At 62.5% G+C, this 17,924-nt stretch carries 20 protein-coding genes; 13 read left to right on the top strand and 7 right to left on the bottom strand.

The features are described from left to right. Positions 1-25 precede the first annotated feature (25 nt). The 3 genes from argH to DBR16_RS01920 all read left to right on the top strand — a co-directional run bounded on the left by argH (position 26) and on the right by DBR16_RS01920 (position 4,166). A complete protein-coding gene (gene argH / locus DBR16_RS01925) occupies positions 26-1,441 on the top strand; it encodes an argininosuccinate lyase (protein WP_109259547.1) in 1,416 nt (471 codons plus the stop codon). Beyond that, positions 1,438-1,566, top strand: a complete 129-nt coding sequence (gene lptM / locus DBR16_RS14090) for an LPS translocon maturation chaperone LptM (RefSeq protein ID WP_233347507.1) — start codon at positions 1,438-1,440, stop codon at positions 1,564-1,566. Before argH ends, lptM begins: the two co-directional genes overlap by 4 nt. A gap of 62 nt (positions 1,567-1,628) precedes the next feature. Beyond that, a complete protein-coding gene (locus tag DBR16_RS01920; RefSeq protein ID WP_109259546.1) occupies positions 1,629-4,166 on the top strand; it encodes a DUF4175 domain-containing protein in 2,538 nt (845 codons plus the stop codon). Positions 4,167-4,168: 2 nt separating this feature from the next. On the opposite strand, the gene DBR16_RS01915 is transcribed toward DBR16_RS01920, so the two are convergent. Next, positions 4,169-4,918 (bottom strand): MJ0042-type zinc finger domain-containing protein, encoded by a 750-nt coding sequence (locus DBR16_RS01915; RefSeq protein ID WP_109260009.1) that lies wholly within the window; start codon positions 4,916-4,918, stop codon positions 4,169-4,171. A 46-nt stretch (positions 4,919-4,964) separates the two neighbouring features. Here DBR16_RS01915 and ftsE point away from each other — a divergent pair, with 46 nt between their 5' ends. From ftsE to DBR16_RS01890, 5 genes are read left to right on the top strand one after another with little or no spacing between them, the layout of a single operon-like run. Then, positions 4,965-5,681: a cell division ATP-binding protein FtsE gene (gene ftsE, locus DBR16_RS01910; RefSeq protein WP_233347505.1), complete on the top strand. Its 717-nt coding sequence runs from the start codon at positions 4,965-4,967 to the stop codon at positions 5,679-5,681. Next, positions 5,678-6,592, top strand: coding sequence for a cell division protein FtsX (locus DBR16_RS01905; RefSeq protein ID WP_233347503.1), 915 nt, complete (start codon positions 5,678-5,680; stop codon positions 6,590-6,592). The genes ftsE and DBR16_RS01905 overlap by 4 nt, the downstream gene beginning before the upstream one ends. A 22-nt stretch (positions 6,593-6,614) precedes the next feature. Further along, positions 6,615-7,223: a YdcF family protein gene (locus tag DBR16_RS01900; RefSeq protein ID WP_109259544.1), complete on the top strand. Its 609-nt coding sequence runs from the start codon at positions 6,615-6,617 to the stop codon at positions 7,221-7,223. Continuing rightward, on the top strand, positions 7,220-7,954 hold the full coding sequence (locus DBR16_RS01895; RefSeq protein ID WP_233347501.1) for a lysophospholipid acyltransferase family protein: 735 nt from the start codon (positions 7,220-7,222) through the stop codon (positions 7,952-7,954). Before DBR16_RS01900 ends, DBR16_RS01895 begins: the two co-directional genes overlap by 4 nt. A 27-nt stretch (positions 7,955-7,981) precedes the next feature. Next, on the top strand, positions 7,982-8,983 hold the full coding sequence (locus tag DBR16_RS01890; RefSeq protein ID WP_109259543.1) for a DUF2125 domain-containing protein: 1,002 nt from the start codon (positions 7,982-7,984) through the stop codon (positions 8,981-8,983). On the opposite strand, the gene hisC is transcribed toward DBR16_RS01890, so the two are convergent. Both hisC and DBR16_RS01880 read right to left on the bottom strand, forming a co-directional pair. Beyond that, entirely contained in the window at positions 8,980-10,068 is a 1,089-nt protein-coding gene (hisC, locus tag DBR16_RS01885) for a histidinol-phosphate transaminase (protein WP_109259542.1), read from the bottom strand. The two genes, DBR16_RS01890 and hisC, sit on opposite strands and share 4 nt — an antisense overlap. Position 10,069: 1 nt before the next feature. After that, positions 10,070-10,828, bottom strand: coding sequence for a class I SAM-dependent methyltransferase (locus tag DBR16_RS01880; protein WP_109259541.1), 759 nt, complete (start codon positions 10,826-10,828; stop codon positions 10,070-10,072). Positions 10,829-10,909: 81 nt separating this feature from the next. Between DBR16_RS01880 and gloB the strand changes: the two genes are divergently transcribed. Together gloB and DBR16_RS01870 are read left to right on the top strand one after the other, a co-directional pair. Beyond that, entirely contained in the window at positions 10,910-11,680 is a 771-nt protein-coding gene (gene gloB / locus DBR16_RS01875) for a hydroxyacylglutathione hydrolase (RefSeq protein ID WP_109259540.1), read from the top strand. Beyond that, entirely contained in the window at positions 11,677-12,105 is a 429-nt protein-coding gene (locus tag DBR16_RS01870; RefSeq protein ID WP_233347499.1) for a cupin domain-containing protein, read from the top strand. Before gloB ends, DBR16_RS01870 begins: the two co-directional genes overlap by 4 nt. Here the strand turns inward: DBR16_RS01870 and DBR16_RS01865 are convergent. Continuing rightward, on the bottom strand, positions 12,091-12,831 hold the full coding sequence (locus tag DBR16_RS01865) for a DUF4908 domain-containing protein (protein ID WP_109259538.1): 741 nt from the start codon (positions 12,829-12,831) through the stop codon (positions 12,091-12,093). The genes DBR16_RS01870 and DBR16_RS01865 overlap by 15 nt on opposite strands. Before the next feature lie 46 nt (positions 12,832-12,877). Beyond that, a complete protein-coding gene (phbB, locus tag DBR16_RS01860) occupies positions 12,878-13,606 on the bottom strand; it encodes an acetoacetyl-CoA reductase (RefSeq protein WP_109259537.1) in 729 nt (242 codons plus the stop codon). 164 nt (positions 13,607-13,770) lie between these two features. Here phbB and phaR point away from each other — a divergent pair, with 164 nt between their 5' ends. After that, on the top strand, positions 13,771-14,361 hold the full coding sequence (gene phaR, locus DBR16_RS01855; RefSeq protein ID WP_109259536.1) for a polyhydroxyalkanoate synthesis repressor PhaR: 591 nt from the start codon (positions 13,771-13,773) through the stop codon (positions 14,359-14,361). A gap of 125 nt (positions 14,362-14,486) precedes the next feature. After that, positions 14,487-14,798, top strand: a complete 312-nt coding sequence (locus DBR16_RS01850; protein WP_109259535.1) for a hypothetical protein — start codon at positions 14,487-14,489, stop codon at positions 14,796-14,798. Between the two features lie 79 nt (positions 14,799-14,877). Here the strand turns inward: DBR16_RS01850 and DBR16_RS01845 are convergent, their stop codons facing one another. Both DBR16_RS01845 and DBR16_RS01840 read right to left on the bottom strand, forming a co-directional pair. Continuing rightward, positions 14,878-15,282, bottom strand: coding sequence for a hypothetical protein (locus tag DBR16_RS01845; protein ID WP_233347497.1), 405 nt, complete (start codon positions 15,280-15,282; stop codon positions 14,878-14,880). A 153-nt stretch (positions 15,283-15,435) separates the two neighbouring features. Continuing rightward, the gene (locus DBR16_RS01840; RefSeq protein ID WP_109259533.1) at positions 15,436-16,167 is read right to left on the bottom strand and encodes a glycosyltransferase family 2 protein; all 732 of its coding nucleotides are present in this window, start codon (positions 16,165-16,167) and stop codon (positions 15,436-15,438) included. Positions 16,168-16,277: 110 nt separating this feature from the next. On the opposite strand from DBR16_RS01840, the gene DBR16_RS01835 reads away from it, so the two are divergent. Further along, positions 16,278-17,924: an ArnT family glycosyltransferase gene (locus tag DBR16_RS01835; protein ID WP_109259532.1), complete on the top strand. Its 1,647-nt coding sequence runs from the start codon at positions 16,278-16,280 to the stop codon at positions 17,922-17,924.

The raw sequence follows: 17,924 nt of genomic DNA, 5'->3' as shown, positions 1-17,924 counted from the left end.
AGTAACCTTTTGACTGGAACCGGCCATGACGGACGGAAAAACAACTAAATCCAACGCGCTCTGGGGCGGCCGGTTTTCCGGTTCCCCGTCAGAGATCATGGAATCCATCAATGCTTCGATCGATATCGATCAGCGCATGGCCTTCGAGGACATTGCCGGATCCATGGCCCATGCGCGAATGTTGGCCGCAACGGGCATCATTTCAAGCGAAGATGCGGCAAAAATCGAGCAGGGTCTCATTCAGATTCGTGGGGAGATCGAACGCGGCGAGATGCAGTGGTCGAAAGCGCTGGAAGACGTTCACATGAATATCGAGGCGCGGCTGAAAGAAATTATCGGCACGCCGGCCGGCCGTCTGCACACGGCACGGTCACGCAATGACCAGGTGGCCACCGATTTCCGGCTGTGGCTGCGGTCCGCCTGCGACCGCATCGACGTATTGATCACAGCCTATCAGGCGGCGCTGGTGGCGCAGGCGGAAGCCCATGCCGGAACGGTGATGCCGGGCTTTACCCATCTTCAGACCGCACAGCCCGTCAGTCTCGGGCATCACCTCCTGTGCTGGGTGGAAGCTGCGGAACGTGACCGCGACCGCTTCCGGGACGCCCGCAAACGCCTCAATGAAAGCCCGCTGGGGTGCGCCGCACTGGCTGGAACGGCCTTTCCGATTGACCGCCATCAGACTGCTGCTGACCTCGGCTTTGACCGGCCGATGGCGAATTCGCTAGACGGTGTGGCAAGCCGGGATTTTGCGCTGGAAGTGCTGTCGGCGGCCACCATCTGCGCCGTCAACCTGTCACGCTTTGCCGAGGAGATTGTGCTCTGGACTTCGCGCCGCTTCGGCTTCGCGCAGCTTTCCGATGCCTGGTCGACGGGCTCGTCCATCATGCCGCAAAAGCGCAATCCGGATGCCGCCGAGCTGGTCCGCGCCAAGCCGGGCCGTATCGCCGGCGCGCTGCAGACGCTGATTATTGTCGTCAAGGGCCTGCCGCTCGCCTATTCCAAGGATCTGCAGGAGGACAAGGCGCCGGTCTTTCAGGCGATGGATGATCTGGAGCTCGCACTCGGCGCGATGGCCGGCATGGCTGCGGACCTGACTTTCAACACGGACGCCATGGCCGAGGCCGCCGGTGAAGCCTATTCGGATGCGACCGATCTGGCCGATTATGTCGTGCGCGAGCTGGGCAAGCCCTTCCGCGATGCGCATCATATCGCCGGTGCGATGGTCAAGCTGGCCGAATCCCGAGGTGTGCCCCTCGCCGGGCTGGCGCTGGCCGATATGCAATCGGTCGAACCGGAGCTGACGGAGGCCGTCTATTCGGTCCTCTCGGCCCGTGCCTCCATGGAAAGCCGGACGAGCTATGGCGGAACCGCGCCGGTCCGCGTAAAAGAGCAGGTGAAACTCTGGCAGGACCGTCTCCGCGAAAGGCAGGCATCATGAAAAAGCTGGCAACTCTCATCGTGATCATTGGCGGGCTTGTGGTGTCCGGCTGTGGCCTGCGTGGCGATCTGGAACGGCCGCCCCCGATCTGGGGCAGCCCGCCGCCCGCGGAAACGGACGAATAGCTCACCAATATGTAATGCAGGTGCCGCTAGGCGCGCCTGTCTGACGTGATAGATTTCCCGCCATGAAACTCTGGCCCTTGATCCAGGCGCGCTTTGCGTTGCTGTGGGAACGCCTTGCCCCGGTGTTGTGGCCTGCCGTGCTGCTGATCGGGCTTTATGCCGGCATTTCGATCTTCGGTCTCTGGGACCGGTTGGGAGACCCCTGGCGGGCGCTGACCTATGCGGCGGCAGTGGGATTGTCAGTCTGGATTGGCTGGCGCCGCTGGCGGACAACCGACTGGCCGGATGACGAGGATGCCGCCCGGCGGGTGGAAGCGGATTCCGGCATTTCCGCCCGTCCGCACGAGGCCTTGTCCGACCGGCCGGCGGATGCCTCAGCGGAATCGCAGGCTGTGTGGCAGGCGCACCAGCGCCGCATGTCCGAGCGCCTGAAAGGGGCGAAAGCCCGGCGTCCGCATGCCGCTTGGGCGCAGGCGGATTCCTGGGGCCTGCGTGGCGCAATTGTTGTGCTGATCGCTGCGGGCTGGATGGTGTCCGGCGATCTTGCCAAGGGCCGCCTGTTTGACAGTTTCGGCTTTGCACCGGTCTATCGCGGCGTCGAAACCGCTCAGGTCGATGCGTGGCTGAACCCGCCCGCCTATACCGGGATGGCCCCGATCTTCTTTCAAGATGGCGAGACCGAAGCCGTGGCTCCGGAGGGCTCCGAGCTCGTGATCCGCACGGCCGGCGTGCGCCGTGCGCCCAATGTCCGCAATGGATCCGAGCGGGCCGAAAACCGCTCCATAGGAGATGGCGTGTGGCAAAGTCATCTGGTTATAGAATCAGACGCTGTGGTCACGCTGCGGGCAGGCCGGGAGCGGGCCGCCTACCGTGTCGATGCAACCCCTGACACGGCACCGGACATCAATATTGTCGCCGCGCCCGAAGCCAATGTTGAAGGCGAGCTGACGCTCGAATTCACGGTCGAGGATGATTATGGCGCGACCGATTTCCGCGTCGAATTCCGCCCGGAAGGGGAAGCGGCGGCTGAATGGTCGTCGATTGATATATCGCCGGGAGATATGACGCGCGGCGACGAGGGCTACCGCGCGACCGTGCTGACCGCCCAGCATGCGCTTGCCGGATCGCGCGTCGATCTGCGGCTGGCGGCGATGGATGGCGGCGGCAATACCGGCATTTCTCCGGCGATTGCCCTGACCCTGCCGGAACGGGTTTTCCTTGACCCTCTGGCCCGCGCCGTGTCCGAACAGCGCCGCATCGTGATCGGCTCCAGCCGGGAGTATACGCCGTTGCCGGAACGCAGCCCGATGTATCTGGAAGACCTTCAGGCCCTGCCGCCCTTCCAGGGGGAGGAGCCGGAACGGCGGATCGAGCGCGCGCCGGAAGATCTGCAAAGCGTGGCGCTGGCGCTGGATGCAATCACCGATGCGCCGGAATATTTCTTCGAGGATCCGATCGTCTATCTGGGGCTGCGGCATGAATTGCACAGCCTGCGCCGGGCCCGGGACTTTGACGAGATCGGCCCGATCGAGGCCAATCTCTGGCAGATTGCCCTGCGCGCCGAACTGGGCTCGCTGGCCGATGCGGAACGGGCGCTGCGCGCTGCCGAGCGGGCGCTGATGGAAGCCCTCGCCCGCGGCGCTGACGAAACCGAGCTGGCGCCCCTGTTCGAGGCCTATCAGCAGGCCATGGACAATTACATGGCCGCTCTGGCCCGCGAAGCCGCGGAAGAAGGCCGGGTGGCCGAGGGCGGTGGCCCGCAAATGAATACTGACGATCTTCAGGGATTGCTTGACGCCCTGCGGGACGCCGCCGAGCTGGGCGACACCGCGAATGCCCGCGAGGCCCTGCAAGCACTGGGCGAAATGCTCCGCAATATGGAGCTGACCCTGCAGCAAGGGGAAGGCGATGGCCAACAAAACGATGAAATCAGCCAGGCAATGCGCGATGCCCTGGAGGAGCTGGGTGATGTGATCGGCGAACAGCGCCAGCTTCAGGATGAAACTTTCGAACAGGCCGAGGCCGGGCCTCAAGGTCAGAGTCAGGGTCAGGCCGGTGAGCCCGGCAGTGACAGCGAGGGTCAGCCCTCCGGGCAAAGCGGCAGCCAGAGCGGACAGGCCGGAGCCGGCTCGCAAGGCGCACAAGCCCTCGCCGACTCCCAGGGCACGCTGGCGGACCGGCTGGAATCGCTGGCTCAGGCCCTGCCCGGGGAAAGCGGCGAAAGCTTCGGTGAGGCGGCCGAGGCCATGCGCCGTGCTCAGGAAGCTCTGGAAGATGGCGATGCACAGGGGGCCGTTGGCCAGCAGGAGCAGGCCCTGCAGGCCCTGCGCGATGGCGCGGAGCGCCTGGCGCAAGGCCTTCTGGAACGGGCGCAGGACGCAAATCAGGCCGGCGCGGAGGGTGACGAGACAGACCCTCTGGGCCGCCCGCAGGATTCCGGCGGATTCTCCAACGGTTCAGGTGTCGAGATTCCTGACGAGGCTGAACGCCTGCGGGCCAGAGAAATTCTGGAAGAATTGCGGGAACGCGCCGCCGAGCAAGGACTGGATCAGGACGAGCTCGATTACATTGAGCGCCTGCTGGACCGCTTCGGCTCCTGACTCTAGTGGCCGCCGGGATCGGCTGCGGCATGGCGTTGCTCTGCCGGTGCTTCATCCATAGCGGCCGGCATGTCCGCCAGACCGGCAATCGTGACTTCCGCCTCGACGGCGCCGGAAGGCGGGTCGGTCACTACAGACGCGAATTCAAGCTGGCCGCCGGGACCGATGACTCCGGCGTCGGGAATAATCGTCCATTCCAGAACCGGCTCACCGTTTTCACCCAGAAGCCGCGCCTGCAATTGCGGCACTGTGCGAGCCTGACGATCAATGTTGCGCACCGCGCCGGAGAGCACCACGGTAGGAATGCCATGTTCTTCACCGCGCGAAACGTCCAGCGATTCGATTGCCACGCCAAAGGCGTTGGCTTCAATGCCGACCGCCGCATAGGCGCTGGACGCACGCGGCCAGACACTGACAATATCGGCACGGAAAAGGAAGGCTGCCGCAAACACACCCGCGACCGCGACGGCCAGACCACCCCAGGCCCCCATCGCGGCTGTCTTCAATTGATCCTGCCGGCGCTGTTCAGCGCGCTCACGAAAAGCCCGGTGCGGGGCTTTGGGCGCAGCCGGCTCGGGCTCGGGCTCGGGTTTTGGCGGGATCGGGTCGATCGGCTCCAGAACCGGTTCTTCTTCGTTGCGCGCGGTCCAGATATGGCCGCAGGCGGCACATTTCACACGCCGCCCGTTGACGCCGATAGCGCCGGGATTTGCGCGATAACGCGTGTCACAACTTGGACAGCTCAGTATCATCTGGGCCCGATTCAGCTTATTGGCAGCAGGAGCTGCAGGATTTCCGGTGACTGAAACTGGCGTGAACCCCTTTCCACAAAGTGAATCCGAAGTGATTGTCCGCTTCGATGCTGTCGGTATGCGCTATGGGCGCGGGCCGGAAATCCTGAAAGACGTGTCGTTCGAGCTGCCGCGGGGCAGTTTCACCTTCCTGACCGGCCCTTCCGGGGCAGGCAAAACCTCCTTGTTGCGGCTGATCTATATGGCTCACAAGGCCTCCCGCGGCGTGGTCCAGCATTTCGGCCATGACACTGCCGCATTGCGGCGGAAGGATCTGCCCGATCTGCGTCGCCGCATCGGCGTCGTGTTCCAGGAATTCCGCATGCTGGATCATCTCAGCGTTTTCGAGAATGTGGCCCTGCCGCTCCGCGTGGCCGGCCAGAAGCGGTCCGCCTATGCCGAGGATGTCGCCGAGCTTGTCAGCTGGGTGGGGTTGGAACACCATATGGAGTCGCGGCCCGCAACCCTGTCCGGCGGCGAGCAACAACGGGTGGCGATCGCGCGCGCCGTCGTCAACCAGCCCGAATTGCTGATCGCCGACGAGCCGACCGGGAATGTCGATCCGGACATGGCGCGGCGGCTCTTGCGCCTGTTTGTCGAGCTCAACCGGCTGGGCACGACCGTGCTGATCGCGACCCATGACCTGACTCTTGTGCGCGCCCTGGACGCGCCGGTGATGTCCCTGGCCGATGGCCGCCTGACCTTCCGGGGGCGGGCCGCATGAGCGACAGTGAGACATCTCCGCCAATGCCGCCTGCGGGCGGCCATGCACGGCTGCTGCCGCCGGACGCCGGACGCGACCGGCCGCTGTTTGCCGTGGCGGCGATTCTGGTGTTTCTCGCCTGCCTTGCCGCGCTGGGTGCGCGCGGGGCCTGGACGTCCAGTGACCGCTGGATGAATGATCTCGCAGGCAGCCTCACCCTGCAGGTCCGTCCTGTGGATGGCCGTAATGCAGATGACGATGCGTCAGAGGCCGCGCGCCTGATCGCAGCGCTTCCGGACATAGAAAGTGCAGAAGCGCGAAGCCGGGCGGAGTCCGAAGCGCTTCTGGAGCCGTGGTTTGGCGCCGGCGGCCTGCCAGCAGATTTGCCCGTGCCGTTGCTGGTCGATGTGGAATTGTCGAACCCGGACATATTACCGGTCGAGGACATTGAAACGGTGCTGGCCGAAGCCGGAATTGACGCCACGGTGGACGATCACGGCCGCTGGTCCGATGCGGTGGCCCGCGCCAGTCATCTCGCCCGGATGCTCGCACTCGGCCTGCTGACGCTCATTCTGGGGGCGGCGGCAGCAGTCATCGCCTTTGCCGCGCGCGCGTCGCTGGCGGCCCGCCGCGATGTCGCTGATGCGCTGCATATTGTCGGCGCGACCGATGCCTATATTGCCGGGCTGTTCGAGCGGCGCTTTTTCGGGCTCGGCCTGAAAGCCGGAGCAACCGGAGCCGGATTCGCGGCTCTGATCGCCATACTGGTCGCCGTAGGTGGCGGAAATGCGGATGCGATGTATTTTCTTCCGGAACTGGTCTTTGCGCCGGTCGAGATTGCGTCGCTGCTCGCGGCGCCCCTGGTCGCCGGCGCTATCGCGGCGCTGTCGGCGCGGCTGGCGGTATCGGAAGAATTGCGGAAACGCTGGTGAATATGATCGGAGATGAGTTGAGATGAGCCTGTCGCGGACGTCTTCCAGCCCTGCCGGGCAGATCGTGCGGGCGATGTCATTCCTGATCGTTTTCGGCCTGCTGGCCGGGTTTGCCGGCTATTCCGGCCATGTCTCCGCCCTGAGTACGCCCGAGGAGGTCGAGGCGGACGCCATCATCGTGCTGACCGGTGGCGAAGGCCGGTTGCAGACCGCGGTCCGGTTGCTGGAGAGCGGTGCCGGCGAGCGCGTCCTGATTTCCGGCGTCAATCCGTCCGTCAGCGAAGAGGCTGTGCGGACGACATCGAACATTGATCCGGATCTGTTTGCCTGTTGCATTGATCTGGGCCGGGATGCGGCCGACACAATCGGCAATGCTCGCGAAGCCGTGGTCTGGGCGGACGCCAACGGGTTCGAGCGCATCGTCATCGTGACCTCCGACTATCACATGCCGCGCGCCATACTGGAGCTGCGCGCCCTGATGCCGGAGCATGACCTGATCGCCTGGCCGGTGCCCTCACCCCGTCCATGGGAAAACGCCACCGCCGCGCGGCGCTGGGCTCTGGAATATCTGAAATTCAGCGCGGTTTTCTTCCGCGAAATGGCACGCGGCGCTTTCAGCGGAGACGAATGATGAAACCGGCCGGTCCTTTGACGATTATCCGTTCGCTCTTGTTCGTCCTCTGGATGTATGGCTCGATGATGATTGTCGGCTTTGCCGTGATCTGGCTGCTGGTGATGCCGCGAAGCTGGTCGCGTGCGGTCTACCGGTTCTGGCTGGCCCTGATCTTTGGCGGGCTGAAAGTCATCTGCGGACAAAGCTATGAAGTGCGCGGGCGGGAGAATCTGCCGCAGGGCGGTGCGCTGATTGCCTCGCGTCATGAAAGCATGATGGAAACGCAAGCCTTCTGGCAGATACTGGATGATCCGGCGATCATTCTGAAGAAAGAGCTGGCCTGGCTGCCGGTATTCGGCTGGTTTGCGGTCAAGCTGGAGAATATCGTGGTGGATCGCGGGGCTGCGGCAAAGGCCTTGCGGAAGATGCTGCGCGATGCCCGGCAGCGGGCCGCAGAAGGCCGCCAGATCCTGATTTTTCCGGAAGGCACCCGCATGAAGCCGGGCGAATTCGGCGCGTTGAAGCCGGGCGTCGCCGGCCTTTATGCGGCCATGAATGTGCCCTGTGTTCCGGTGGCTCTGGATAGTGGTGACTACTGGGCCGGCAACGGCATTGTGCGGCGCCCCGGCAAGGCCGTGATCGAGTTTCTGGAACCCATTGCACCGGGATTGTCACGCGAGGACTTCATGAAGCTGCTGCAATCGCGTATTGAAAGCGGAACGCGCGCCTTGCGTGCCAACCGGACCTGAGTTTCAGGCCTCCATAACGGATGTGTCATGCCCAAGCGTTTCGCGATACCCCTTCTCGCCATTCTGATCGTATTGGGCCTTTATTCGGCCTATTGGGTCTATGCCCGGTCGGAAATCGTCCGTTATGTCGAGGCTTGGGAGGCTGCCCAGATCGAGGCCGGTTTTTCGATCGATCGCAATGATCTTCGTGTCGGCGGCTATCCCTACCGGTTTTCGGTGTCCGCCGAGAATGTGGTCATGCGGGCGCCCGAGATTGACGGAGGCTGGGTGCTGGAGCTGAACGCATTTGAAGCCAATGCCATGCCCTATGATTTCTCGCACTGGATCATTTCCCTGGGCGATACCGTGCGCTTCCAGCAAGGCGGTCAGGGGCTTGCATTGACGACAGAGAATGCCCGTTTCAGCGTATCCGGCGCGGACGGGGTCACCCAGCGGATCGGCAGCCAGATCACGAATCTGCAAATAGAATCCCTTGGCAGCGCACCGGTCAGTGTCACAGACGTCGAGGCTTTGCGCCTGAGCGCTGCGACCGGCGAGAGCGGCGATATGGCGATCCGGCTGCAACTCGATGGCGTTCAACTGGCAGCAGAGCAGATCGATCCGATCCTGGCCGGCAGTTTCGGTGACCATATCACGCAGCTGCAGGCCGATTTCGTGATTTCGCAATGGCCGGAGCTGGCACGCAGCGCTGACCTCGGTACATGGGCCCGAGCCGGCGGTTTGTATTCGCTGCGCGAGTTTCACATTGGCTGGGGCCGTCTGAACATGGATGCCGAGGGCGAGATGGGGCTGGACGAGGCCTTGCGCCCGACGGGCCGTATCAGCCTCAATATTCTGGATCCGGAAGCAGTGGTCGATGCGATGATCGAATCCGGTGCCATTTCCGAGGAAAATTCCGGCGCCTTGCGGCTGGTCGCACAGTCCGCTCCGCGCAGCGATGCGGGCACGGCAATTCCGTTGTCCTTCCGCAATGGCGGGGTCTATTTCGGACCGGTCCGGCTGGGCGAAACCGGTTCCATTGCGCGTTAGGCTGCCATGAATTCGGCCAGAGCGTCAGCGACCTTGCGATTGTCGGTGTCCAGACCGATCGTGATCCGCAATGCGCCGGGCAGGCCATAGGCCGCGACCGGGCGGACAATCAACCCTTTCGAGGTCAGCCAGGCATCCGCATCGGCGGCTGTCTTGCCCTTGGTTTCCGGGAAATGCACCAGCAGGAAATTGCCGACGCTGGGCGTTACGTCCAGTCCCATGCCGCCGAGCTGCTGGCGCATGAAGGCCAGACCCTGACGATTGTGTTCCGCAGAGCGCTGCTGGAATCCGGTGTCCTTGATCGCCGCAATCCCGGCGTCAATGGCAGGCAGGTTGACATTGAAGGGTCCCCGCACGCGATTGAGCACGTCAATGATGGACTTGTCGGCATAAGCCCAGCCGAGGCGCAAGGCGGCCAGGCCGTGGATTTTCGAGAAGGTGCGCGTCACCACCACATTATCGTATTCGTTGGCGAGACCGAACGCCGTCCCGTAATCGGGCTCATCGACATATTCGGCATAGGCTTCATCAACCACGAGTAGGGTGGATTCCGGCAAGGCTTCGCGCAAGCGGCGGACGTCATCATGCGATATGTAGGTGCCGGTCGGATTGTTGGGATTGGCCAGAAACACGATACGGGCATCGTCACCCGCCGCTTTCACAAGGGCGTCCACGTCCGCCGTGAAATCTTTTTCTTCCGCACTGACAAGTTCGGCGCCGGACTGCATGGCGACCAGGCGGTAGACCAGAAACCCGTATTGCGATTGTACGACCTTGTCGCCCGGCGAGAGATAGGCCCGGCCGAGGAGCTGAAGCAATTCGTCCGAACCCGTTCCGCAGACGATGCGGTCGGGATCAAGCCCGTTGGCTTCACCGATGGCCACGCGCAGACGGGTTGCCCCGCCATCAGGGTAAAGATTGAGATTTTTTGACGTCGCCTCAAAGGCCGACCGTGCCAGAGGCGAACAGCCCATCGGATTTTCATTCGACGACAGTTTGACCGGATTGGCGATGCCGGGAGCGTCAGCGGCACCGGGCTTGTAGGGCTTGATATCAAGAATTCCGGGGCGCGGTTCGAGGCTCATATCAGGTTTCCTTGGCAATCTGTTTGTGGGGAGATAGCGCGGTGGCAGGCCTGCCTTCAAGGCCTGGCAACCGCACGCGCACAGGCCGGACCGCTCGCGGCGTCAAGGCGCCCGTATTCTTGACCGCCTCGGCCATGATCAATCCACCCAGATGCGGGGCAATGGCCTCACCCGTTTTCTCCCAGCCCAGCGCACGATCACCCTTGCACGACCATTTCCAGGGCGGCGCATAGAGCGCCCTTGCCCAGGCCGTCGGGGTCAATGCCGCATCGGTCAGAAGACGCGACAACTGGCCTTTGGAGAAGGGCCGGCCATGGCCGAAGGGTGTGGTTTCCATGCGGGCCCAGAGGCCGGCACGGTTCGGAGCCACAAGGACGAGACGGCCCTGCGGTGCGAGAATCCGCCAGATTTCACGCAGCATGTGCGGCGGCGATTGTGATTCTTCCAGCGCATGAATCAGGACGATGCGGTCAAACATGGCATCGCGGAAGGGCAGATGGGCATCCTCGCCCAGCACCGTACGTGACGGTGCGTCACCCGGCCAGCGTATGGCTCCCTGGTCTGCCGGCATGAAAGCCACGGCGCGGCGGGTCCCGGTTTCCAGCATTTCCAGCAGGGGCGGACCATAGCCCATGGCCAGGACATCCAGTGTTTTCAGATCCGGCCACAGTGCCGCCAGCCGCCGCACGATCATGGCGCGTGCCGCCCGTCCCTGCTCCGTCTGATAAAAACGGTCGATCTGCAGTGCATCAGTTCGCATCAGCGGTTTCCATTCTCGGCCCGGACATGCCAGTCTGGGCGGCGCAGGCTAACAGGACTTTGGGATAAAAGGACGAATTCAATGCCGAAACCTGAAATCCGCCAGTTTCCCTGTCTTTCCGACAATTATGGGTATCTGGTTCACGATCCTTCAAGTGGCGAAACCGTGGCGATCGACACGCCGGATGCGGACGCCTATCTGGCGGAAGCCGAAAAGGCCGGCTGGACGATCACACAGATCTGGAACACGCATCATCACTTTGATCATGCGGGTGGCAATGCGGCATTGAAAGCGGCGACCGGCGCACGGATTACAGCACCGGCCTATGACCGGCACCGGATCAGCCCGTCCGATGTCTTCGTCAAGGATGGCGATACGGTGACGCTGGGAAATTTCACCGCGCGGGTTATTTTCACACCAGGTCATACGATGGGTCATGTCGTCTATCATTTTGACTCCGAGCATATCGCATTCGTCGGTGATACGCTGTTTGCGCTGGGATGCGGGCGGCTGTTTGAAGGCAGTCCCGCGGATATGTGGGCCAGCCTCTCGCGCCTGCGGCAATGGCCGGACGAGACCGTCATCTACTGCGCGCATGAATACACACAGGCGAATGCGGCTTTCGCGCTCAGCGTCGACCCCGCCAATACCGCCCTGAAGACCTATGCCGATGACGTCTCGGCGCGGCGTGCGAAAAACCTGCCCACCGTGCCAACGGTCCTGTCCAGGGAAAAGGCCGCCAATCCTTTCCTGCGTGCTGATGACCCGGACCTGGCGGCGCAACTGGGGCTGACCGGTCAGGACGCTGTTGCCGTGTTTGCAGAAGTGCGGGCCCGGAAGGATTCATTTTGACCGCCGAAGAGATCATCCGGACGCTGGATCTTTCGCCGCATCCCGAAGGCGGCTGGTTCCGGGAGATTTTCCGCGATCCCGGCGCGGACGGGGGCCGCGCCCATTCGACGGCGATCTATTTCCTGCTTGCGGCGGGCCAGGTGTCACACTGGCACCGTGTCGATGCGGCAGAGGTCTGGCACTGGTATGCGGGTGCGCCCCTGCGTCTGGACATTGCGGAGGATGGCAAGACCCGGACCTGTCTGACACTGTCTGCCGATCTGAACGCCGGACATCAACCCGTGGGTATTGTGCCCGGGCACGCCTGGCAAAGCGCGCAGTCGCTCGGAAACTGGAGCCTCGTTGGCTGCACCGTCGCGCCCGGATTTGATTTTTCAGGATTCGAGCTCGCGCCTGCCGGCTGGGCACCCTCAGGCGGGGATTGATGCCGCCAGCAATGCCCGGGCAATGCGTGTGGATGAAGGCCGCCCGGCATAGCCACCAAGCGGATTGACTTTGACCACAAACAGATCGCCCTCGATCTCGATGTCCGCCGCCTCGGCGGGGGCAATCTTCACCCGCTGCAAACCGTCCAGCTCGGCGCCAAGTCCGACGGCCTGGCGAAAGCCCTCGACGGTCAGGTCAAACGCCTCGACCATCAGGCCAAGACCGTCACGGGGCGCCGCACCGTATTCCACCTGCATGGGGCGGCCGAACAATTCTGCCAGCTCGACGGCCGCGCGGGTGGAGCGATCCCGCAGTTCGTCCACACCGGCTTCCGGGGTGCGTAGCGGGCGGGCCGGTTCCCACGCCTCGGCGATCACGCCATTGGGCTGGTCTTCGGGATAGTAGGTGACGGCGCCGATAGAGGAGACGCGAATCACTTCATCGCCCCAATCGGAGACGAAGCTGGTCCCGCCGCCGGGCGCGCGTTGCGCGGTGAGGGCCAGCACCTCGGCTTCGTCCAGCGGTTTGAGCAACCAGACCTCGCCTGTCCGGTCCAGAATGAAGCCTCGGCGGCCATCCTGACGGTGGAACTGGGCAACATCGGGCACTTCCACCCGGCGTTCCCGGCGGTTCCGCAAAGGATTGTCCGCCCCTGCCCAGGCGGCAGACGGACGTATGGTCAAACCCGAAAGCATGCCCAGCAGGAGACGTCTACGTGATATCATGGACCCGTCTCTGCCCCGTCAGATGGGCGAAAATAGGGCGCTAAGATCAACCGCAGACGTATTGACCGCCATTCGCCGAGAGTGTTGCACCAGTGACAAAACCGGCATCATCACTGCACAGATAGGCGACCGCTGCGCCGATTTCCTCAGCCTTGCCGAGCCGGTTCACGGGAATGCCGGCAATGATGCCCTGCAGGACATTTTCCGGCACAGCCGCGACCATGTCGGTATCGATATAGCCCGGCGCGACACAGTTGACCGTGATCCCCTTGCGCGCGGTCTCCTGGGACAGCGCCTTGGTGAAACCGATCACTCCGGCCTTGGCTGCGGAATAATTGACCTGTCCCATCTGACCCTTCTGGCCATTGATGGAGGAGATATTGACAATACGCCCCCATCCCGCTTCGCGCATGCCGTCGATCACCGGACGCGTCATGTTGAACAGCGAAGTGAGATCGACGCGGATCACATCATTCCATTGCTCCGGCGTCATCTTGTGGAACATGCCGTCGCGCGTGATACCGGCATTGTTGACCAGGATTTCGAGTGGCCCGCCCTGTGCGTCCGCGACCGCAGCAAGACCTGCAGCACAGGCGTCATAATCGCCGACATCCCATTTGAAGGCGGAAATGCCGGTTTGATCCGAAAACGCCTTCGCGACTTCGTCATTGCCCGCATAATTTGCTGCAACGTCGTAACCGGCCGATTTCAGCTTCAGCGCAATCGCCGCGCCGATACCCCTTGTGCCACCTGTCACCAGTGCCCTGCGTCCCATAATCCACCTTTTCTCTGCCTTTAGCCTTGAATTTCCTGCACTTGCGTTACGCACTTGCAGCAAACGTCAAGGAAAGCAATTATCGCCGCGAAACAGCCCCGCGCTCTTCCCGCCTTTCTGGCGTATAGCAGTGCAGCGGGGCGTCGAAAAGGAGTTCGCCGGATATGAGCGCGAAAAAAAATGCTGCGGACCCCGTGATCATAAAGAAATATGCCAACCGGCGTCTCTACGACACCTCTTCCAGCCAGTATGTGACGCTGGATTATGTGCGCGAGCTGGTGAAGAGCGGACGTGATTTCACGGTGGTCGATGCCAAGTCCGGGGAGGACCTGACCCATGGCGTGCTCAGCCAGATCATTTTCGAGGAAGAGGCGCGGGGCGAGAACCTGCTTCCCCTGCCCTTTCTGCGTCAGCTGATCCAGTATTATGGCGACAGCCTGCAATCCGTTGTGCCCAGTTATCTGGAAGCGACGATGGAGGCCTTCTCGAGCCAGCAGGAAGAGATGCGCGAACGATTCGCCGGCAGCCTGCAATCACCGCAAGCGATCATGGAGGCGTTTCAGCAGCAGAGCCGCCGGAATATGGAAATGTTCGGTCAGGCCATGCAGATGTTCGCACCGTTCGTGCCGGGGGCCGGTGCGCCAGAAAAAACCGCCGAAGACACTCGGACGGCGGAAGAAAGCGACGATCTGAAAGCGATGCGGGCCGAGCTGGATGCGATGCGGGCCAAGATCGACAAGCTGTCCGGTCAATAGCTGTCCCAAAGCATTACGCAAATCTTAACACCACAGGCCAATCCCGCACGGATTGGCCTGTTTTGCGCCTGAAACACGGTTAATTCTGCATTAATCGCTGGCATCGGGTTTGCGATGTCAGGGTCATGACAACGATCCGTGGCCTCCTGACCTATGTCCCGACGCGCAATGCCTCCCGGATTGCGCCGGTCAGCCCGGCTGCGGATTCGAACGACCGGCCGCCGCGGCGCGACCTCCCGTCTCTCTCTGTTGTCCCGGCAGAGAACAGCCACACGAATGAGACGCTGGTTTCCGCGGCGGTCATTGTCGAACTGGCCAGCCAGCCGCGCCGCCGCGGCTTGCGGGCCGACATGACGGAACGTGGACGTTACCACCAAGCCTATGCCCGTCCGGTCCATATGCAAACGCCGCCCCCGGTCCGGGAGCGGCGCGCATGATCAGAATTACCATCTTCCAGCGCCGCCTGGCGCTCACCCTTGATGCGGTGATTGCCGGCGGGCTGTTGCTTCTGCTGGCCTAGTCGGCCACGGCAAGGTCGCGGCGGGCCGCAACGATCGTGACAACAAAGCCGGCCAGTGTGTCCAGCAGGGCCATCATCATCAGCAGGAAGAAGGTCGATGTCGCAAACAGCGGCAGCAACAGGAACATGGCCAGTGCGATCACGAAGACCAGCATCGACAAGGCGTGATTCATGATGGTCGCCGTTCCCGATCCGGCCGCCTTGACCATTTCGATGAACAGGAAAACCAGCCCGAGCAGCAACAGGATGTCGCCGGTTGAAAGGCCCCAGCTGCCGCCCCTGACCATGCCGATGGTGAACAGGTTTTCGCGCAGCAGGCCTGCCGTTTCCGAACTTCCGACAAACGCTTCAGTGCCGCCGGTTGCTGCGGTGATATAGGCGATGATCACATATACGATCATCGGAATTACCATTTTAGGAAAGATATTGAACAAGGTTCCACCCCCTCTTTGCTGGCCGTTACTGCCCGCCGCGCGACGTTCCTGTGCGCGCCGGCTGGCCATCATCCCGAGGAAAAACCCCTGATCGCCGCCATTGGCCATAAGACACTCCCTTTATAATTCGTCCGAACCGCCGGAATTCCGCGCCCGCGAGTTCAGCCACATTATCCCTAGCATGTCCGACAATGAGGCGAAAAGCCGACCGAAGTTGGTATATTTCGATTTTCCTGCGCCGCGTGGCCGATGTCCCACATCCCGGAATTCGCAAATATAGCCTTCGCGCTTCATCAGGGCGTAGAGAAAACGGTGCTGGTGATCAAAGTAGGGCAGGCGCAAATAAGCGTCTCTATACAAGGCCTTGAGCCCGCATCCAGTGTCGTCTGCATCATCCCGCAATAGCGCTTTGCGGACGTGATTTGCGACGCGCGAAGCAAATTTTTTCCAGGCGGAGTCCTGACGTTTTGCGCGCCGACCGCCGACGACTTTCAGATTTTCCGGCGCATCCGGCCGCGTCAACGCATCAATCAGGGCCGGCAGATCGGCAGGCGGATTCTGGCCATCGCCGTCCATCGTGCCGATAATCCGGCCTCTGGCAGCCTGGATTCCGGTGCGCAGCGACCGCGACTGGCCGGCATTCCTGCGGTGAGAGAGAACCCGCAGGGCCGGAAATTCGGCTTTTGCCGCGACAAGTTCGGCCAGAGTCCCGTCGGTCGACTTGTCATCGACGAAGATCATTTCATAGCTGCGGCCCTCAAGCGCTTCGGCAATTTCCCTTGCCAGCGCTGTGACATTTCCTGCCTCATTGTGTGCGGGAATGATGACGGAGATATCAGGTGTTTCGTTCATTTCCGGTCCTGCCTGCCGATACGCGCCTTGCGGTCGGGCCCTGACCCGTTACATACCTGAAAACATCGCAGGTGCGAGGCGTTTCTCCACCCGATAGCTGGAAGAGACCCATGGATCAGCTGATTGCCGGACAGAGAGCCTGGTGGATAATCGGCGCGCTGGCAGCGCTGGCGGCTCTTGCAGGGGTGTTCACAATCCAGCCGCTGGACCGGGATGAAGCGCGTTATGCGCAAGCCACGGCGCAGATGCTGGAATCCGGCGATTTCGTCGAAATCAATTTTCAGGATGCGCCGCGACATAAAAAGCCCGTCGGCATATACTGGATGCAGGCGGTGGCAGTCGGGCTTCTGTCGGACGCTGATTCCCGGCAAATCTGGGCGTATCGATTGCCATCCGTCATAGGCGCCATGTTGGCAGCACTGGGCTGTTTCTGGGCCGGGACACGGCTGATGAGCCGAGAGGCGGCCTTTGTGGCTGCCGCCTTGCTGGCCGTCTCCGCGTTGCTGGCGGCCGAAGGCGGAATTGCGAAAACCGATGCCATGCTCGCCGGCCTCAGCACAATGGCAATGGCCGCGCTGGTGCAGTTGCGATATGGCGGGGGCAGATCGGCAGCGCTGATTTTCTGGGCCATGCTGGGGCTTGGCGTTCTGGTCAAAGGCCCGATTACCCCCATGGTCGCCGGATTGACGATCGGGGCACTGGCCATCTGGGAGCGCCGTATCGACTGGCTCAAACCTTTGCTTTTCTGGCCCGGCCCGGTTCTCGCCACCCTAATCATCCTGCCCTGGTTTATCGCCATTGATGTGGCCACGGGCGGGAATTTTATCCGCGAAGCCTTTCTGGACGACCTCGCGCCGAAGCTGGCGTCAGGGGATGAAAGCCACGGCGCCTGGCCGGGATATCACCTGCTTCTGATCCCGCTTTTGACCCTTCCGTTCGGGTTTTTTCTCCTGCCAGGACTGCACCGGATCTGGACGCATCTCAAAACAGTCGAGACTGCCCCCGCAGCGCGTTTCCTGCTGGCCTGGATCATCCCGTCCTGGATCGTGTTCGAGCTGATGCCAACCAAGCTGCCGCACTATGTACTTCCGCTTTATCCGGCTCTTGCGCTGATTGCGGGACTGGGCTGGCAGGCGCTGCGGGAGGCGCCGGTCTGGAGCCGCTATGGCTCGATCGCGGCCGGGCTGGTCGGCGGTGTGCTGTTTGCCGCGCTGATGATTGCCGGCAGCCTGACCTATGGCGGCTCTGCCGTGACCGGTTACGTCGCGGCGGCAATTTTCGGTTTGCTGGTGCTGGGGCAGGCCATCGAAGTATTCCGGAAGCGAGCCGCGACCGCTCTTGCCTTGGCGCTCTGTGCCAGCCTGGGCGGGCATTTTCTTTTAAGGGGTGTTGTCATTCCGGGCGCATCCGATCTCAACCTGTCGGAACGGGCGGCGGCGGCGGCACGCCAGATGATCGCGGCGGCGGGACAAACGCCGGAGGCGTATCTGTCGAGCTATACTGAGCCCAGCCTCGTCTTTGCGCTGGGAACCGAGACGCGCCTGCTGGAGTTTGCCGAGCTGGCTGATGCGGTTTCGGCGGCTGAGGGTCCCGTGATATCGATCGAGGACTCGTCGCGATCCGGTGCCGATATCACCGCGCTGAACCGGCTGGCGGCCGATGTCTGCGCCGTTCAGGAAGTGGCCGGCTATAATTATTCACGCGGCCGCGAGACGGTACTGATTGTCCGGCTGCACAATTGTGAACAGGGAGGCTGA

Origin of the sequence: Hyphobacterium indicum (genome assembly GCF_003129605.1) — a bacterium.
Classification (GTDB): domain Bacteria; phylum Pseudomonadota; class Alphaproteobacteria; order Caulobacterales; family Maricaulaceae; genus Hyphobacterium; species Hyphobacterium indicum.
The sequence above is the reverse complement of the archived record's forward strand: the minus strand, read 5'-3'. Positions and strand labels throughout refer to the sequence as shown.

Excerpts from the sequence above, each read along its gene's own strand:
- gloB (WP_109259540.1), top strand. The coding sequence starts at position 10,910 with ATGCCGAAACCTGAAATCCGCCAGTTTCCCTGTCTTTCCGACAATTAT.
- DBR16_RS01890 (WP_109259543.1), top strand. The coding sequence starts at position 7,982 with ATGCCCAAGCGTTTCGCGATACCCCTTCTCGCCATTCTGATCGTATTG.
- DBR16_RS01840 (WP_109259533.1), bottom strand. The coding sequence starts at position 16,167 with ATGAACGAAACACCTGATATCTCCGTCATCATTCCCGCACACAATGAG.
- lptM (WP_233347507.1), top strand. The coding sequence starts at position 1,438 with ATGAAAAAGCTGGCAACTCTCATCGTGATCATTGGCGGGCTTGTGGTG.
- DBR16_RS01845 (WP_233347497.1), bottom strand. The coding sequence starts at position 15,282 with ATGATCGTATATGTGATCATCGCCTATATCACCGCAGCAACCGGCGGC.
- hisC (WP_109259542.1), bottom strand. The coding sequence starts at position 10,068 with ATGAGCCTCGAACCGCGCCCCGGAATTCTTGATATCAAGCCCTACAAG.
- DBR16_RS01905 (WP_233347503.1), top strand. The coding sequence starts at position 5,678 with ATGAGCGACAGTGAGACATCTCCGCCAATGCCGCCTGCGGGCGGCCAT.
- argH (WP_109259547.1), top strand. The coding sequence starts at position 26 with ATGACGGACGGAAAAACAACTAAATCCAACGCGCTCTGGGGCGGCCGG.
- DBR16_RS01900 (WP_109259544.1), top strand. The coding sequence starts at position 6,615 with ATGAGCCTGTCGCGGACGTCTTCCAGCCCTGCCGGGCAGATCGTGCGG.
- DBR16_RS01895 (WP_233347501.1), top strand. The coding sequence starts at position 7,220 with ATGATGAAACCGGCCGGTCCTTTGACGATTATCCGTTCGCTCTTGTTC.
- DBR16_RS01850 (WP_109259535.1), top strand. The coding sequence starts at position 14,487 with ATGACAACGATCCGTGGCCTCCTGACCTATGTCCCGACGCGCAATGCC.
- phaR (WP_109259536.1), top strand. The coding sequence starts at position 13,771 with ATGAGCGCGAAAAAAAATGCTGCGGACCCCGTGATCATAAAGAAATAT.
- DBR16_RS01880 (WP_109259541.1), bottom strand. The coding sequence starts at position 10,828 with ATGCGAACTGATGCACTGCAGATCGACCGTTTTTATCAGACGGAGCAG.
- DBR16_RS01835 (WP_109259532.1), top strand. The coding sequence starts at position 16,278 with ATGGATCAGCTGATTGCCGGACAGAGAGCCTGGTGGATAATCGGCGCG.
- phbB (WP_109259537.1), bottom strand. The coding sequence starts at position 13,606 with ATGGGACGCAGGGCACTGGTGACAGGTGGCACAAGGGGTATCGGCGCG.
- DBR16_RS01865 (WP_109259538.1), bottom strand. The coding sequence starts at position 12,831 with ATGATATCACGTAGACGTCTCCTGCTGGGCATGCTTTCGGGTTTGACC.
- DBR16_RS01920 (WP_109259546.1), top strand. The coding sequence starts at position 1,629 with ATGAAACTCTGGCCCTTGATCCAGGCGCGCTTTGCGTTGCTGTGGGAA.
- DBR16_RS01915 (WP_109260009.1), bottom strand. The coding sequence starts at position 4,918 with ATGATACTGAGCTGTCCAAGTTGTGACACGCGTTATCGCGCAAATCCC.